At 47.0% G+C, this 15,833-nt stretch carries 20 protein-coding genes; 18 read left to right on the top strand and 2 right to left on the bottom strand.

The window, feature by feature from the left end:
- Positions 1 to 62: 62 nt before the first annotated feature.
- From mltG to LPW40_RS02195, 16 genes are all read left to right on the top strand, one after another.
- Positions 63 to 1,190 (top strand): endolytic transglycosylase MltG, encoded by a 1,128-nt coding sequence (gene mltG, locus LPW40_RS02120; protein WP_230820583.1) that lies wholly within the window; start codon positions 63 to 65, stop codon positions 1,188 to 1,190.
- A 103-nt stretch (positions 1,191 to 1,293) separates the two neighbouring features.
- Entirely contained in the window at positions 1,294 to 1,920 is a 627-nt protein-coding gene (locus tag LPW40_RS02125) for an O-methyltransferase (protein WP_230820584.1), read from the top strand.
- A 3-nt stretch (positions 1,921 to 1,923) separates the two neighbouring features.
- Complete coding sequence (udk, locus tag LPW40_RS02130) at positions 1,924 to 2,547, top strand: uridine kinase (protein ID WP_230820585.1); 624 nt, start codon at positions 1,924 to 1,926, stop codon at positions 2,545 to 2,547.
- Positions 2,548 to 2,582: 35 nt separating this feature from the next.
- The gene (greA, locus tag LPW40_RS02135; RefSeq protein WP_230820586.1) at positions 2,583 to 3,059 is read left to right on the top strand and encodes a transcription elongation factor GreA; all 477 of its coding nucleotides are present in this window, start codon (positions 2,583 to 2,585) and stop codon (positions 3,057 to 3,059) included.
- Complete coding sequence (locus tag LPW40_RS02140) at positions 3,043 to 3,765, top strand: 5'-methylthioadenosine/adenosylhomocysteine nucleosidase (protein ID WP_269063169.1); 723 nt, start codon at positions 3,043 to 3,045, stop codon at positions 3,763 to 3,765. Before greA ends, LPW40_RS02140 begins: the two co-directional genes overlap by 17 nt.
- 196 nt (positions 3,766 to 3,961) lie before the next feature.
- The gene (locus tag LPW40_RS02145) at positions 3,962 to 4,480 is read left to right on the top strand and encodes a YqeG family HAD IIIA-type phosphatase (protein ID WP_230820587.1); all 519 of its coding nucleotides are present in this window, start codon (positions 3,962 to 3,964) and stop codon (positions 4,478 to 4,480) included.
- A gap of 3 nt (positions 4,481 to 4,483) precedes the next feature.
- Positions 4,484 to 5,590: a ribosome biogenesis GTPase YqeH gene (yqeH, locus tag LPW40_RS02150; protein WP_230820588.1), complete on the top strand. Its 1,107-nt coding sequence runs from the start codon at positions 4,484 to 4,486 to the stop codon at positions 5,588 to 5,590.
- 2 nt (positions 5,591 to 5,592) lie between these two features.
- Positions 5,593 to 6,402: a shikimate dehydrogenase gene (gene aroE, locus LPW40_RS02155; RefSeq protein WP_230820589.1), complete on the top strand. Its 810-nt coding sequence runs from the start codon at positions 5,593 to 5,595 to the stop codon at positions 6,400 to 6,402.
- Entirely contained in the window at positions 6,399 to 6,695 is a 297-nt protein-coding gene (gene yhbY / locus LPW40_RS02160) for a ribosome assembly RNA-binding protein YhbY (protein ID WP_230820590.1), read from the top strand. Before aroE ends, yhbY begins: the two co-directional genes overlap by 4 nt.
- Positions 6,692 to 7,267, top strand: a complete 576-nt coding sequence (gene nadD / locus LPW40_RS02165) for a nicotinate-nucleotide adenylyltransferase (protein WP_230820591.1) — start codon at positions 6,692 to 6,694, stop codon at positions 7,265 to 7,267. The genes yhbY and nadD overlap by 4 nt, the downstream gene beginning before the upstream one ends.
- Positions 7,245 to 7,814 (top strand): bis(5'-nucleosyl)-tetraphosphatase (symmetrical) YqeK, encoded by a 570-nt coding sequence (gene yqeK, locus LPW40_RS02170; RefSeq protein ID WP_230820592.1) that lies wholly within the window; start codon positions 7,245 to 7,247, stop codon positions 7,812 to 7,814. The genes nadD and yqeK overlap by 23 nt, the downstream gene beginning before the upstream one ends.
- Before the next feature lie 4 nt (positions 7,815 to 7,818).
- Positions 7,819 to 8,160, top strand: coding sequence for a ribosome silencing factor (gene rsfS, locus LPW40_RS02175; RefSeq protein WP_230820593.1), 342 nt, complete (start codon positions 7,819 to 7,821; stop codon positions 8,158 to 8,160).
- Positions 8,147 to 8,881 (top strand): class I SAM-dependent DNA methyltransferase, encoded by a 735-nt coding sequence (locus LPW40_RS02180; RefSeq protein ID WP_230820594.1) that lies wholly within the window; start codon positions 8,147 to 8,149, stop codon positions 8,879 to 8,881. Before rsfS ends, LPW40_RS02180 begins: the two co-directional genes overlap by 14 nt.
- A 111-nt stretch (positions 8,882 to 8,992) precedes the next feature.
- The gene (locus LPW40_RS02185) at positions 8,993 to 9,628 is read left to right on the top strand and encodes a helix-hairpin-helix domain-containing protein (RefSeq protein WP_230820595.1); all 636 of its coding nucleotides are present in this window, start codon (positions 8,993 to 8,995) and stop codon (positions 9,626 to 9,628) included.
- A gap of 14 nt (positions 9,629 to 9,642) precedes the next feature.
- Entirely contained in the window at positions 9,643 to 10,104 is a 462-nt protein-coding gene (locus LPW40_RS02190; RefSeq protein WP_230820596.1) for a ComE operon protein 2, read from the top strand.
- Positions 10,105 to 10,160: 56 nt separating this feature from the next.
- Entirely contained in the window at positions 10,161 to 12,341 is a 2,181-nt protein-coding gene (locus LPW40_RS02195) for a DNA internalization-related competence protein ComEC/Rec2 (RefSeq protein ID WP_230820597.1), read from the top strand.
- 24 nt (positions 12,342 to 12,365) lie between these two features.
- Here LPW40_RS02195 and LPW40_RS02200 read toward each other — a convergent pair whose 3' ends face one another.
- Complete coding sequence (locus LPW40_RS02200; protein WP_230820598.1) at positions 12,366 to 12,506, bottom strand: YqzM family protein; 141 nt, start codon at positions 12,504 to 12,506, stop codon at positions 12,366 to 12,368.
- Between the two features lie 93 nt (positions 12,507 to 12,599).
- On the opposite strand from LPW40_RS02200, the gene holA reads away from it, so the two are divergent.
- Positions 12,600 to 13,562 carry a DNA polymerase III subunit delta gene (gene holA, locus LPW40_RS02205; protein WP_230820599.1) on the top strand — a complete coding sequence of 321 codons (963 nt, stop codon included), beginning with the start codon at positions 12,600 to 12,602 and terminating at the stop codon, positions 13,560 to 13,562.
- 32 nt (positions 13,563 to 13,594) lie between these two features.
- On the opposite strand, the gene rpsT is transcribed toward holA, so the two are convergent.
- Complete coding sequence (gene rpsT / locus LPW40_RS02210; RefSeq protein ID WP_230820600.1) at positions 13,595 to 13,840, bottom strand: 30S ribosomal protein S20; 246 nt, start codon at positions 13,838 to 13,840, stop codon at positions 13,595 to 13,597.
- 159 nt (positions 13,841 to 13,999) lie between these two features.
- Between rpsT and lepA the strand changes: the two genes are divergently transcribed.
- Complete coding sequence (gene lepA / locus LPW40_RS02215) at positions 14,000 to 15,823, top strand: translation elongation factor 4 (RefSeq protein WP_230820601.1); 1,824 nt, start codon at positions 14,000 to 14,002, stop codon at positions 15,821 to 15,823.
- The last annotated feature ends 10 nt before the right edge of the window (positions 15,824 to 15,833 follow it).

The following is a 15,833-nucleotide window of genomic DNA, read 5'->3' on the forward strand; positions in this document are numbered from 1 at the left end:
AATGATTCAAAAATAGCTTCCAATTAAAATTGGAAGCTATTTTTAAAGATAAGGAGTCTTGTATGAGTAGATATGATGATATCAGATTTTCAAAAAATGTATCTTCCTTTCTGTCATTGATCATCATCGGCCTGCTGACGATCGGTGTGATAGTGGCGGCCATTTTTGCCTACCTTTACATTTCATCGATCGGTGAGCCGCTGGATGCGAATTCCGAGGAGACTCAGGAGGTCACCATAGAACAGGGCTCATCAGCAGGAATGATCGGCGAACAGCTGGAAGAGCAGGGCATTATAGATAACAGCAGAATGTTTGAAGTATATTTGAGGTTGAACAGCATCACCGACTACCAGGCGGGCGAATATGAGCTTTCCCCGGCCATGGATTTCGAGCAGATCGCAAAGACGCTCGAAACGGGGACGATTTATGAGGAAGTCCAGTACAGGGTGGCAATCCCGGAAGGCTACAATGTGGAGCAGATCGCCTCACAGCTCAGCCAGAATCTCCCCGTCGCTGAAGAGAGGTTCATGGAGCTGATGGAGGACACTGAATTCATAGAGTCCCTGATGGAGGAGTATCCGGATATGCTCACCGATGAAATTCTTGATGAAGAGGTAAAATTCCCGCTGGAAGGTTACTTGTTCCCGGCGACATATGACATCACCGAAGAAGAACCGGGAGTGGAGAACATCATCAGGCAGATGCTCGACGCAACACAGGTCAACAGCTTCCAGGTCTACAATTCAGTTGAGGACGTCACCATCAATTACGAAGGGGAGCAGGAGTCTTTATCGTTCCATGAATTTCTGACTTTCGCCTCCCTGATCGAGATGGAGGCAACTTCGCTCGCCGACCGCTCGATGATAGCGAGCGTATTCTTAAACCGGATGGCTGAAGTGCCTGCCATGCCTCTGCAGACCGACCCGACGGTGCTTTATGCACTGGGTGAGCATCAGGAACGCACATTGTTCGAAGATCTTGAAGTTGAAGATCCTTACAACACCTACCTGAATACGGGGCTGCCGCCGGGCCCGATCTCATCACCCGGCATGGAGTCGATACAGAGTGCGATGAACCCGAGCAACACCGACTATTTCTACTTCCTTGCCGACAGTGAAGGCAATAACCATTTTGCCGAGACATTTGAAGAACATATCGAGAACAGGGAGCAATATATCAACAACCAGTAAAATCATTCTTTTCAATAAGTGAATAGTGTGGTACCATGTTCTTTAATGAATGCACAACTGATAACTTTTGTTATCAGTTGTATTTTTTGTATGTGGTGATTATATGAATATTGCGCAATATGTAAAAAGTCTGAATGTCGTCGAGGAGCACTATCCCGACGTTTATTCCTATGCAGTGGATAACAGGGTCCCGATCATAGACAGTGATGCTTTGGCAGCGCTTAAGCATCTCATCAGGATCAAAGGGGCGAAGACATACATGGAAATAGGTACGGCAATCGGCTACAGCGGCCTGCATCTGTTATCTGTATATGATGACTCCCATCTGATCACCATGGAGAAGGATCGCGATGCCTACGAAACTGCCGTTGAAAATTTTTCAAGGTATGGAGTCGCATCCAGGGTGGATGCCTATCTGGGTGACGCAAAGACGATGGAATTGAATATGGAAGAAGAGTCGGTCGACTTGTTATTTATAGATGCATCAAAAGGCAACAACCAGCTTTTCTTTGACAAGTTCAGCCCATTTGTGAAAAATGACGGCCTGATCGTGGTGGACAATATACTTTTAAGGGGTCTGGTCACCGAAGATGATATCGCCGGCAGGAACAAAAGGAAGCTGAAGGAAAAAGTGGATGCCTTTAATCAGCATATGAGTCAAAGTGATTATCCCACATCATTTCTCCCAATAGGTGATGGGTTATTAGTTATTTCAAAAAGTCAGGTGTAGAAGATGAATAAACCAACGATTATCGGCATTGCAGGAGGCACCGGGTCAGGCAAGACCTCGGTGACAAGAAAAATCATCGCTTCCCTTGAGGAGCATGACATCACCCTGATAGAACAGGATTATTACTATAAGGATCAAAGTCATAAGACGATGGAAGAACGGCTGAAGACGAACTACGATCATCCTTTCGCATTCGACAATGATCTTCTGATTGAGCATGTGAAATCATTGATCAACAGGGAAAGCGTGGAAATACCGACATATGATTATGTCAATCATACTCGCAGTGATAAGACGATCAAAATCGAGCCTAAAAACGTGATCATCATCGAAGGCATCTTTGCCTTGGAGAATGAGCAGCTGAGGGACTTGATGGACGTCAAAATTTATGTGGATACCGATTCGGATATACGCATACTGCGGCGCCTGTCGAGGGACATCAAAGAACGCGGCCGTTCGATGGATTCGGTGATCAACCAGTATTTGACGGTTGTAAGACCGATGCATCTGCAGTTCATCGAACCGACAAAGCGCTTCAGTGACATCATCATCCCCGAAGGCGGGGAAAATATTGTTGCAATCGATATCATAACCACGAAAATAAGAAGCTTGATCAAAAAATTATAAAAATAAAAGTAAAGTTTTACGGAGGGTTTTTTAATATGAACAATAACAAAGAATATCCAATGACTCAGAGCGGTTACGAGAAATTACAGGAGGAACTCGAACATCTCCTGACGACCAAGCGTCCGGAAGTGGTCGAGAAAATCAAAGTGGCAAGGAGCTTCGGTGACTTATCGGAGAACTCCGAATATGACGCCGCGAAAGATGAACAGGGCTTCGTCGAACAGGAGATCACCAAAATCGAAGAGATGATCCGTCATGCAAAAATCATTGAGGACAACGGCGACAACAACACTGTCCAGCTCGGCAAAACAGTCACTTTCACTGAACTGCCTGATGGGGATGAAGAACAGTACCAGATCGTCGGCAGCGCGGAGGCCGATCCTTTCGAGGGGAAAATATCCAATGAATCACCGATGGCGCAATCACTGCTTGGAGCAAACCTGGAAGATGAAATCAACGTGCCCCTTCCGAACGGTTCATCCATGAAAGTGAAGATTGTTTCAATTGACTGATCAGAGCAGCGGAAGAGTCATAGGCATCATCGGTGCCATGAAGGAAGAAGTGGAAATCCTGAAAAGTTGGATGGATATCAGGGAGACTTCCTCCATTGCACATTCCGAGGTCTACTCAGGCACGCTTGAGTCCAAAAATATCGTCCTGGTTGAAAGCGGCATCGGCAAAGTGAATTCCACACTGATCACTGCACTGCTCATCGAAAGGTTCGGTGTCGATATGGTGATCAACACCGGAGTGGCCGGAGGATTATCCAAAGCGCTCGATGTCACCGACATGGTCGTCTCCACTGAAGTCTGCTACCACGACGTGGACGCAACCGAGTTCGGCTACGCATTCGGACAGGTGCCCGGCATGCCGGAATACTATACGGCAGATGAAAATCTCGTCACTGCCGCACTCAGTGTGCTGCAGGGGAACGAAGCGGTGAACATCGGCAGCGGCCTGATCGTCAGCGGGGATTCGTTCATCGCCGGCGAAGACCAGAAGGCGGAGATATTGGGGCGTTTCGGGGCAGGTCTTGCCGTGGATATGGAATCAGCGAGCATCGCCCAGACATGCCACCAGTTTGAAGTGCCGTTCATCATCATCCGATCGATCTCCGACAAAGCCGGGGAGAAGGCGGACATGACATATGATGAATTTTTGGGGAAAGCTTGTATAAATTCATCTGAAGCTGTAAAATTATTATTAAATGAACTGTAATATGGAGGGACCATAATGACTTTATTAATGATTTTATCAATTATAGCGACAGTTATAATTGGATACGTCATTTACCGCGACACCGAAACCGAAGATAATGATATCATTGAGTAAAAGAAAAGCACCTTAAAATTTAGGGTGCTTTTATTAATGTGATAAAATAGAATAAATTAGTTTAGAGGGGAAAGCTTTTAAATTGATCAAAAAGTATTTTTTACCGACCTCGTATGTGGAGGATTTTACGAAAATCACCCCGGCAAGGCTGGATCAGCTGGATGTCAGGGGAATCATCATCGATCTGGACAATACTCTTGTCGGCTATGACGAAATGAATGCGGATGACCGCGTACTGGATTGGATCGATTTGATGAGGGAGAACGGCATCAAAGTGACCATCGTCTCGAATGGCAAGGAGAAGCGGGTCAGCCGGTTTGCCAAGCCTCATGACATCGATTACATCTTCAATGCAAGGAAACCATTATCACGGAACTATAAAAAAGCCATATCGGCAATGGGCATTCCCCCGCAGCATATCATCATGGTGGGAGATCAGCTGATGACCGATATACTCGGTGCGAACCTCATCGGCATAAAAAGCATACTGGTCATGCCCGTTAAAAGCAAAGATGGCTTTGCGACCCTTCTGAACAGGAGAATCGAAAAGTTCATCATGAAATATTTCAGAAAAAAAGGATTGCTGGTCAAGGAGGACTAATTATTGAGTGAATTAAAATGTATCGGCTGCGGCGCTGAGCTGCAGTCTGAAAATGAGAATAAAAAAGGTTATATACCCGAGAGCGGTTTGAAAAGGGAGGACGCCATCTGCAGAAGGTGCTACCGCCTGAAACATTACAATGAAATCATGGATGTGGACATCGACTCCGGCGAGTTCATGACGATGCTGAATTCCCTCTACGAAGTGGACGGGCTCATCATCAAGGTGATCGATGCTTTTGATATCAGTGCAAGCCTGATACCTTCATTCAACCGCATCGTCGGCGATAAGAAAGTCATCGCGGTCATCAATAAGACGGACCTTCTGCCGAAATCCACGAATATCAACAGGCTGATCCACAGGGCCAAGCTGATGCTTAAGGAGAACGGGATCACTGCTGTCGAGACGGTCGCAATCAGCGCCTTGAAAAACGATGGGCTGGACCGGCTAATCGACACGATGACGAAGCATGCCCGCGGGAAGGATGTCTATGTCGTCGGCACCACGAACGTCGGGAAGTCGACGCTCATCAACCAGCTCATCAGGATGACCACCGGCGATGCCGATGTCATCACTACGAGCAGATTCCCGGGCACGACCCTCGATCTGATTGACATCCCGCTGGATGGGAATGCCTTCATCTATGATACACCTGGGGTGATTGTACCGAGCCAGATGGCACATTTCGTCCCCAAAGATGATTTGAAGCACATCACACCTTCAAAAGAGATCAAACCTGTCACTTTCCAGCTTGAAAGCGGCCAGACGCTGTTCATATCAGGTCTTGCGCGTGTGGATTTTGAATCGGGGGAAAAGAACAGCTTCACCGTATATGCATCCAACCAGCTGACGCTGCACAGGACGAAGACAATCAATGCGGACGACTTTTATGAAAAGCATTATAACGGACTACTGGCACCTCCGGAGATCGACTCACCGGTACTGACGGAGGATGGTAAGCTCCACACATTCGATGTGAACGAAGACAGTGATATTGAAATCAGCGGCTATGCATTCATCAGCATTTCGGCAGGCGCTACGGTCTCTGTCCGTGTTCCAAGCGGTGTCGATGTGAATTTAAGACAAACAATCTTCAAAGGTGGTTCATAAGCATGAATTTTGCCGTAATCGGATCTCCGATCGAGCATACACTCTCACCCATGATCCATAATGCCAATTTCAGGGCGCTCGGTCTTGATGATACTTACCGGGCCCTGCACGTCACGCCGGGCGACCTCAAGTCCATCAGGGACATTGCAGAGCAGCATGAGCTTGACGGTTTCAATGTCACGATCCCCCATAAAGAAACAATCATGGAGCATCTTGATGATATAGACCCAAGGGCGCTTGAAGTCAATGCCGTCAACACCGTGATGGTCAGGGACGGGCGCCTTACCGGTTTCAACACGGACGTGACGGGGTATAAACAGGCCTACATTGAACGCTTCGGTGATACACCGAGGAATGTCCTCATCCTCGGCGGCGGCGGTGCCAGTAAGGCAGTATACCGTGCACATCGTGAGATAGGGGATGACATCACCATATATGCACGCCGTCCTGCAAGTTTTGAAACTTTCCAGGACCGGAATTTCACTGAAATATCCACTTTCGACAGTCTCGGGCATTTTGATGTGATCATCAATACGACGCCCGTCGGCCTGAAGAATGAAGATCTCTTTGATATCATGAAGTTCCCGAAAAGTGCGGTCACGGAAGAGACGATAGGTGTAGATCTGATATATAATCCGTATAAAACACCGTTCCTTGAAGCTTTTCAAGATGAAAAAGCGATGAACGGTCTTGCCATGCTGGTCAACCAGGGTCTGCATGCATTTGAAATATGGCATGACGATAAATATAAAGGCAATTACAAAGCCGTATATGAAGAATTGAATAAAAAGTTCGGAGGTGAGATGAATTGACGACATTATCATCCAAAAATATAAAGCAGCTGAAAAAAGCTTCGCATCACCTGAATCCTATCTTCCAAGTGGGGAAAAACGGCGTGACTGATAATTTCATCGAGCAGATCGATGATGTGCTCGAAAAAAGGGAACTGCTCAAAATTTCTGTACTTCAGAACTGTCTTGAAGACAAGGAAGATATCGCAAAAACGGTCAGTGAGGCGACAAACAGCAACGTAGTGAGCATCATCGGCAACACGATCATCCTTTATCGGGAATCCAATACGAATAAGAAGATAGAACTGTCATGAAGATAGGAATATTCGGCGGGACTTTCGATCCCATCCATATCGGCCATATCATCTCCGTCATGGAAGTGAAGCTGAAGTTCGGCCTCGATAAAGTCATCTTCATCCCCGCCCGGCAGTCGCCGCATAAGGAGACGGTGCCGTCGGCTGATGATGACCGGGTCACTATGGTGGAGAAGGCGATAGCCGGGTATGGTGATTTCCATATGGACAGCGTGGAGCTTGACAGAAAAGGCGTGAGTTACACTTACGACACAGCCGTTTATTTAAAGGAGAAGTATCCCGGGGATGAACTTTTTTTCCTGATGGGGACGGATCAGTATCAAAGTTTTGAGAAATGGTACAGGTATGAAGACCTGCTTGAGATGATGAAATTCATAGTGATGATGAGACACAGTGATGATATGGAAATCGCATCACCTTTCATCCGTGCGGACCAGCTGGTGGTGGAGGTTTCCTCCACCCTCATCCGCAGGCGCATTGGAGAAGGTCTGCCATTCAGGCATTTCCTGCATGCATCGGTCTACGAATACATTAAGGAGAATGCACTATATGAAACACAAAGCAGCACTTAAGTTAATCGAAGATAAACTGCCGCAGAAAAGATATGATCACTCTGTAAGAGTTGCAGAGACCGCAAAGGAAATGGCCGGCATTTTTGGGGCGAACAGAGATAAGTGCTATCTTGCCGGCATACTCCATGATTATTCCAAATATGATGATCTTGGGAGCATGTACCAATATGTGACGAAATACAATCTGGACCCGGCATTGCTCGCCTTCAATTCAGAGCTGCTGCACGGCCCGGTCGCCGCGACGATCATGCGTTTTGAACATGGCGTCAAAGACGAAGACATCTACTATGCGATCGCAAACCATACTTCCGGCCGGCCGCAGATGCTGCTTGTGGAGAAGATCATTTATGTTGCGGACTACATCGAACCGGAAAGGGACCAGCCGGGTGTCGAAGAAATCAGGGAGCTCGTCTTTGAAGAAAAGAACCTGGATTTGGCAATATATGAAATTACCAGGATGACACTGAAACATCTGCTGAAAAAAAATCGGCCGATTTATAATAGGACGATCGAATGTTACAACTATTATAATATGGTCAAGGAGTGAAGGAATGAATAGCGAAGCATTACTCGAATTGATGGTTGAAGCATGTGATAATAAGCGTGCTGAAGATATAATGACTTTTGACGTCAAAGAAACAAGTTCGGTGACAGACTATTATATCATCTGCCACGGGAATTCCGACCGCCAGGTCCAGGCAATCGCCGATGAGATAAAGGAGCAGGCCAAGGAAAATGATCTGGAACCGCTCGTTGAAGGCTACAGTGAGGGAAAGTGGATATTATGTGACCTGAACGACGTCATCGTCCATGTATTCCACAGGCCGGAGAGGGAATATTACAATCTGGAACGGTTGTTTAAAAACGGTGAGCATGTCGATGGCAGAATTTAATCACAATGAGAGTGCCATCGGCCGCTTCTATAATGAACTCACATATGATATCCCTTATGATCTGTGGCTCGATATCATATCCCATTTCAAGGGGAAGGCGGGCTCGGTCCTGGATATCGGCTGCGGGACGGGCCGGCTGACAAGCCAGCTTGATTTCCAGACGAGATACGGGATGGACATATCCGAACCGATGCTTGAAATCGCAAAGCGGGAAAATGAAGATATAAATTATTTCCAGGCGGATATGAGAGACTTCAATCTGGATATGACATTCGATATGGTCACTGCGACGGTGGACGTCCTGAATTACCTGGAGGATGAAGATGAATTCATCACCACACTGAAAAATGTGAATGATCATCTGAATGATGATGGTGTGTTCATCTTCGACATACACAGCAAATACAAGATGGAAAACGACTTCAATGATATGATCTACACGGACGACACTGAGCATATCACGTACATCTGGCACGCCCTTAAAGGAGAGGCCCCGCTGTCCGCAGTGCATGAAATGACATATTTCATCATAAATGATGAAGGCCTTTACCGACGGATGGATGAAACTTATATCCAGAGGACATATGAGCATAAGGATGTCATTAAAATGATCGAAAAAGCGGGTCTGTACCTGGATACTGCTTTCAGTGATTTCGATATAAACAACTCTGTGACCACGGTTTGTGACAGGATATTTTATATCGTCAAAAAGGCTTTGTGACGAATAGTTGCAAAGTTTTTTTGAATTATTTTATTTATTTGAAGAAAAAATAAATCAAAAACGGCATTTTCCTCCTAATATAGTAAAGGGCTTTTTTAAGGAGATGGGAAAATGCTTAAGGAATACTATGAGAAGTACAAAGAACACCTGACACTGGTCAGTGCAGGCACCGCCGGATTGATGACCGTCCTGTTCATCGCAAGTATATTCTTCGACGGAGGCGGTAAAGTCAGCGTCAATGAAACACTTGTATCTGAAGCTAGCGATGTGCATGAAGCGGAGGTGGCGGACACAGTCATTGAAACGGCCCCCACCCATGTCATGGTGGAAGTGAAGGGGGCTGTCAAAAATCCCGGTGTTTTTGAGGTGCCGCAGGATGCCAGGGTGACGAACGTTTTAAGCCTGGCCGTAGTGTCGGAGTCCGCCGACCTCATGACCGTCAACCAGTCCGAAAAGGTCAGGGATGAGATGGTGATCTATGTGCCAGAGCAGGGGGAGATTGAAGACCCTCCGCTTCCCGGCGGAGAAAACATCCAGGGCATAGAGGCGGAAATACTCGTCAATATCAATACTGCAACTGCGGAGGAGCTCACTATCTTAAACGGCATCGGTGAGAAGAAGGCCCAGCTCATCGTGGAATACCGCGAACAAAACGGCTTGTTCATGGCCAAAGAGGATTTGATGAATATAACAGGCATCGGTGAAAAAACTTTTGACAGCCTGGAACCATATATTACAATAGAATAAAGGCGGGATGATGGATGAGGATAGACTGGCATGAATACTTTTTGGCGCAGAGCCATTTGCTCAGGCTCAGATCGACTTGTGAACGGCTGAAAGTCGGTGCTTTGATCGTTAAGGACAACAGGGTGATCGCAGGCGGCTACAACGGTTCCGTCTCGGGTGAGGCCCACTGCATCGATGTGGGCTGTTATATCGAGGGCGGACACTGCATACGGACGATACATGCTGAAATCAACGCATTGCTCCAATGCTCGAAGTTCGGGGTCTCGACTGAAGGATCAAGTGTATACGTCACCCATTTCCCCTGTGTGCACTGCACGAAGTCGATGATACAGGCCGGGGTGAAGAACATATATTACGCGGAAGATTATAAAAATCACCCGTATGCTATCGAACTGCTTGAAAAGACCGGCGTCAATTATATAAAAATCGAACTGGACCTGCAAAAAGTGGCCGGTTATTTTGAAAACTTCAGATGATTGCATTCTACATATTCCTGTCGTTCATAACCGGTTGCATAATCGTAAAAAGCCCATTGCTGGGCTTATTTTTTTTGGTCATTTTAAGTATTTCATGTGCCAGGAGGCTTGGGCGCAGGCAAATCCTATGGTTCCTGCCTGTTGTCCTGCTGCCCACTTCATTTTTAAATGGTGGCGGGCAGGAGGCGCCTCCGGCAGTAATTGAAGAAATCACGATCATCGATTATAAATATTACCGCGATGAGGTACACTATGTCGTATCGAGCGGCGGGGAGACGTATGAACTGTTCACGGAAAACCCCGTATTGGAATCGATCGGCACACATTGCACCGGCAGATTCGATATCGCAGCAGTCAGGGAGCAGAGGAATTTCCTGAAGCAGGACGATGCACTGCGCCTGACCGTGAATGACCTCAAAGGAAGGATATACCTGGAGACGCTTGAAGGAGAGCGCTGCATTGAGCAGGATAAGGATTTTGGGATGTGGCTTGCGCAGCTGAGGAACCTCTATATGCAGAAGGTGCTGGACTATACGGATCACAGTTATAAGTTTGACCTCCTCACGCTCACGGTCGGTAATAAAAGTTATATCGAAAATGATTTCTTCGACTCATTGCAGAAACTCGGGATATACCATCTGTATGTCATCTCCGGTACGCATGTCGCTTTCATCACGGCAGTGCTTTACTTCGCCTTCAGGAAAATGAGGATGACTTCAAGGACCGTGAAGGTGCTGCTCATCCTGTCGCTCGTCATGTTCTACATGCTGAACATATTCAGCCCGAGCGTCTTCAGGTCCGTCTTCATGGCCGTCATGCTCATCCTCACTTCATTCTTCAGGAAGAAGCCGTACTTGACTGTAATATCACTCACCGCGCTGATACAGGTTGCATTCAACCCGTACATAGTGTTCCATGCAGGTTTCCAGCTGTCGTATATCACGACCTATTTCATCTTGCTGAGCCGGCCATTCCTGCATGGCAACACACCGATTGTGCAGCTCATCCAGATTACACTGATCGCCGAAGTGTCCACACTTCTGGTCATTCTGCTCCAGTTCAATGAAATCAGCATCAGCGGGATCGTCATGAATATGATGTTTGTGCCTTTATTTTCGATGGTCGTCTTCCCGATGGTGATTTTGTTCCAGTTCTTGCTTTTGCTGCCTTATGTGCCTGCAGTCGATTATTTGTATAATATGGTGTTTTCAGTCCTCCAGGAGGTGATATATTTCCTCGCCAATATCATAAGGCACCGGTTTTCAATAAAAAATCTGATCGACCCGGTATATATTGCGATTGCCGGACTCAGCTACATGATGGCTGTGAACATCTGCAGATTGAAGTTCTTGAAGGCATGCCTGCAGGGCGGGATTTTCATGACGGTGATTTTCGCAGCCAATGCCCTGGACAGGGATGATTTCACATTCACCATGATAGATGTGGGCCAGGGGGATGCTTTCCTGATAGAAGACCATATGAGCGGCGCCGCGGTCCTGATAGATACGGGCGGCGAGTTCACCTTCGGGGAGCGGGAGTCCATGCTTGCTGAAAGGACTGTCCTGCCGTATCTGAAGGAGAGGGGCATCGATGACATCGATCTCTTGATACTCAGTCATATGGATATCGATCATGTGGGGGAAGTGGGGGATGTGCTGGATAAGAAAAATGTGAGGAACCTGCTCGTCAACATTGATGACCCGAAATATGAGGAGTGGTCGGAAGACTACATCCACGGTATGTACAACGGGAATATACTGAGGTCGGAAGATGTGAGGGACATTACAGCAGGGCATATTCATATTGAAAATCTGACACTCGAAAATGATTACCGGCCAGCCGATTCAAATGACACTTCAATCGTCCTGAAAGTGACGCTCGGCCATTATGATTTCCTGATGACAGGGGATGTCACTGAAGCGATGGAGAGAAGGCTTGCAGAGGCACATGGAAGCCTTGAAGCGGATATTTTGAAACTCGCACACCACGGCTCGGATACATCGAGCAGTGCAGAATTCCTGGAGCTCGTGAAACCGGATCATGTTCTGATTTCGGCCGGCGCAGGCAACCAGTACGGCCATCCGCACAAAGAAGTCCTTGAGAGGGTGGCGCATACCAATATTTTAAATACCGCAGAAGCCGGCATGGTACAATTGAATATCCGCGGGGAATCATTATGTTTCACGAGCCGGCTCGATGAATCACTGGATGGATGCATAAAAAAAAGAGCTGAATGATCAGCTCCCTTGATGATTATGGTCTTACCACAGTCTGCCTACGATTTCGAATACGTGGGCGATGACGTAGATGACTGTAAGGCCGAGGAATCCGACAACAAAAGCCAAACCGGAGTCCACAATGTCATTATTTTTTGATTGCACATTCTTTTCGAATTTATTCATTGAGAAAACCCCCTAAACTATTCATCATCTATTATAGGATAATTTACGAATAAAAGCTATAATAGATTCATGATTTAATACGGAGTGAACGGAATGAACCTTATACAAGTGATTTATGGAACGAATGCGATACGTATAGAAGAAGAGGCCGGGCAGCTTGCCAAGGAATATCTGGACGAAGTGGATGAATTCAGCCTGGTATCATTGAACTACAGGGAGACAAGCGTGGAAAGCATCATTGAAGAAGCACAGACCCTCCCTTTCTTATCGGACAGGAAAGCGATCATCCTGAATGATGCATTTTTACTGACCGGAGCCAAGGTGAAAAGTGATGTTGAACATAATATGGATTTATTTCTGGATTATATAAAGAACAAGAATGACGATACCCTTCTGATCTTCAAAGTGTTCAATGAGCAGCTGGATAAGCGGAAAAAGATCACCAAGCTCATCTTGAAAGAAGGCGCAGTGACAGAAGTGAAGGAAATGACGGAGCCTGAGATAAAGGATTTCATAAGAAGTCAGGTGGAAGACGAGGGCATGGATATCGACGAGCCGGCACTCGGCATGTTCCTCGAGAGGACGGGGATCAGCTATGGCAATGTCAGAAGCGAGCTCGAAAAGCTCCTGCTTTATGCTGAGGGGAGGATCACCGAGAGTGATGTTGCGGAAGTGGTGAGCATGAGCATGGAGCAGAACATATTCCAGCTGACCGAACACGTCCTAAACGGCCGTAAGGAAGCGGCAGTGCACCTGGTCAGGCAGCTCATCCTGCAGAAGAACGAACCGATCCAGCTGCTGCATCTGATCATCAGCCAGTTCAGGCTGCTGTACCAGGTCAAGCTGCTGGCAAATGAAGGTTTTGCACAGGATTATATGGCGAAGCATCTTAAAGTGCATCCGTACAGGGTGAAGCTTGCACTGCGGGAAGCGAGGAAGCACAGGCAGGATAAGCTGGAGGAGAAGATGGTCATGTGCCGCAATATGGATTATAAATTCAAATCCAGCTACCTTGACCGTGAGACACTCTTTGAACTTTTCATAATGGAAATTTGAGCATAAAAAAAACCTTCTTGTAAAAGAAGGTTTTATTTAGCCATTAACTTTGATTTCATACGTGATGCTTTATTAGAATGAATTAAGTTTTTCTTGTTAGCTTTGTCCACCTGCTTGACAGCATATGAAACAAGCTCGTCAGTATTCCCGGCATTTTCGGATTTTGCAGTTTCCGCGCGTTTCACTGCAGTCCTCATGGCATTCTTTTGAGCAATGTTTGATTCTTCAGCTTTTTGACTTGATTTGACTCTTTTGATTGCTGATTTAATATTAGGCATAACGTCACCTCCACAATTTAGTTGTACAACTTTAATTGCAACAAGATGTATTTTACCAAACAACCATGCAAGATGCAATAACCAAGCCGAAATGAATTGAAGAAAATGCGGAACATTGATATAATATTGACATTCGATTGAACAGAAAGTTGGGTACTAATGACAGATAATGAACGCAGGGCCAGACAAGAGAAAATCAGGAACTTTTCAATTATTGCCCATATAGATCACGGTAAGTCCACATTGGCTGACCGTATACTGGAAAATACAAAATCAGTGGCAGGCCGCGATATGAAGGAACAGCTGCTGGATTCAATGGATCTGGAACGTGAACGGGGCATCACCATCAAACTGAATGCAGTTCAGCTGAAGTACACGGCAAAAGACGGCGAAGATTACATCTTCCACCTGATCGACACCCCGGGTCACGTGGACTTCACTTATGAAGTATCACGCTCCCTTGCAGCCTGTGAAGGTGCCATACTTGTCGTGGACGCTGCACAGGGCATCGAGGCGCAGACGCTCGCGAACGTCTATCTTGCGCTCGACAACGATCTTGAGCTGCTGCCTGTCATCAACAAGATTGATCTGCCGGCAGCAGATCCCGGGCGTGTCGCCCAGGAAGTCGAAGATATCATCGGGCTTCCGAAGGAGGATGCGGTCCTTGCGTCCGCAAAGTCGAATATCGGCATCGAAGAAATTTTGGAAGCGGTCGTCGAGATGGTCCCGCCGCCGGAAGGTGATGTCACGGCACCTCTGAAGGCGCTGATATTCGACTCGATGTTCGACCCGTACAGGGGGGTCATCTCATCCATCCGGGTCAAAGAGGGCGTCGTAAAGCCGGGGGATAAGATTAAGATGATGGCGACGGGGAAAACATTCGAGGTTGCGGAAGTCGGGATCAACACCCCGAAACCGATGCCGGTTTCGGAACTCTCGGTCGGCGATGTGGGTTATATCGTCGCTTCAATCAAAAATGTCGGGGATTCACGGGTGGGGGATACCATCACCCACGCAGACAATCCGGCAGCCGAGCCGCTCGCCGGCTATAAGAAGATGAACCCGATGGTCTTCTGTGGAATGTATCCGATAGATTCGAACCAGTACAACGACTTGAGGGAAGCCTTCGAGAAGCTTGAGCTGAACGATTCCTCCCTCCAGTACGAGCCTGAGACGTCACAGGCGCTCGGTTTCGGCTTCAGGACAGGTTTCCTGGGCCTTCTGCATATGGAGATCATACAGGAGAGGATAGAGCGTGAGTTCGGCATCGACCTCATTGCAACCGCACCATCGGTCATCTACGAAGTCACGATGACGGACGGTTCTGTCATGAAGGTGGACAACCCTGCCCAGATGCCGGATCCCCAGAAGATCGAAAAGATCGAGGAACCTTATGTAAAAGCACAGATCATGGTCCCGAATGATTATGTCGGTGCGGTGATGGAGCTCAGCCAGAAGAAGCGCGGCAACTTCGTCACGATGGACTATCTGGATGACATCAGGGTCAATATCATCTATGAAATACCGCTTTCGGAGATCGTCTTTGATTTCTTCGATATGCTGAAGTCGAATACGAAAGGCTATGCATCCTTCGATTATGAACTCATAGGATACCGCGAGAGCAAGCTCGTCAAGATGGATATTTTATTGAACAATGAAAAAGTGGATGCCCTCAGCGTCATCGTCCACCGGGATTTTGCATATGAACGCGGTAAAAATATCGTTGATAAGCTGAAGACGCTCATACCGAGGCAGCAGTTCGAAGTGCCGGTCCAGGCAGCGATCGGACAGAAGATCATTTCAAGGACAAATATCAAATCGATGGGCAAGAACGTACTCAGCAAATGTTACGGCGGGGATATCAGCCGTAAGCGTAAGCTGCTTGAAAAGCAAAAAGAAGGTAAAAAGAAGATGAAATCCGTCGGTTCTGTGGAGATTCCGCAGGAGGCATTCCTGTCGGTGCTCAAAATGGATGAAGATTGAAGAAGCCACA

It is taken from the genome of Salinicoccus halitifaciens (assembly GCF_021026095.1).
GTDB lineage: Bacteria > Bacillota > Bacilli > Staphylococcales > Salinicoccaceae > Lacicoccus > Lacicoccus halitifaciens.

Coding starts and splice junctions, on each gene's coding strand:
- mltG (WP_230820583.1), top strand. CDS start 63: ATGAGTAGATATGATGATATCAGATTTTCAAAAAATGTATCTTCCTTT.
- LPW40_RS02125 (WP_230820584.1), top strand. CDS start 1,294: ATGAATATTGCGCAATATGTAAAAAGTCTGAATGTCGTCGAGGAGCAC.
- udk (WP_230820585.1), top strand. CDS start 1,924: ATGAATAAACCAACGATTATCGGCATTGCAGGAGGCACCGGGTCAGGC.
- greA (WP_230820586.1), top strand. CDS start 2,583: ATGAACAATAACAAAGAATATCCAATGACTCAGAGCGGTTACGAGAAA.
- aroE (WP_230820589.1), top strand. CDS start 5,593: ATGAATTTTGCCGTAATCGGATCTCCGATCGAGCATACACTCTCACCC.
- nadD (WP_230820591.1), top strand. CDS start 6,692: ATGAAGATAGGAATATTCGGCGGGACTTTCGATCCCATCCATATCGGC.
- yqeK (WP_230820592.1), top strand. CDS start 7,245: ATGAAACACAAAGCAGCACTTAAGTTAATCGAAGATAAACTGCCGCAG.
- rsfS (WP_230820593.1), top strand. CDS start 7,819: ATGAATAGCGAAGCATTACTCGAATTGATGGTTGAAGCATGTGATAAT.
- LPW40_RS02180 (WP_230820594.1), top strand. CDS start 8,147: ATGGCAGAATTTAATCACAATGAGAGTGCCATCGGCCGCTTCTATAAT.
- LPW40_RS02185 (WP_230820595.1), top strand. CDS start 8,993: ATGCTTAAGGAATACTATGAGAAGTACAAAGAACACCTGACACTGGTC.
- LPW40_RS02190 (WP_230820596.1), top strand. CDS start 9,643: ATGAGGATAGACTGGCATGAATACTTTTTGGCGCAGAGCCATTTGCTC.
- LPW40_RS02200 (WP_230820598.1), bottom strand. CDS start 12,506: ATGAATAAATTCGAAAAGAATGTGCAATCAAAAAATAATGACATTGTG.
- holA (WP_230820599.1), top strand. CDS start 12,600: ATGAACCTTATACAAGTGATTTATGGAACGAATGCGATACGTATAGAA.
- rpsT (WP_230820600.1), bottom strand. CDS start 13,840: ATGCCTAATATTAAATCAGCAATCAAAAGAGTCAAATCAAGTCAAAAA.
- lepA (WP_230820601.1), top strand. CDS start 14,000: ATGACAGATAATGAACGCAGGGCCAGACAAGAGAAAATCAGGAACTTT.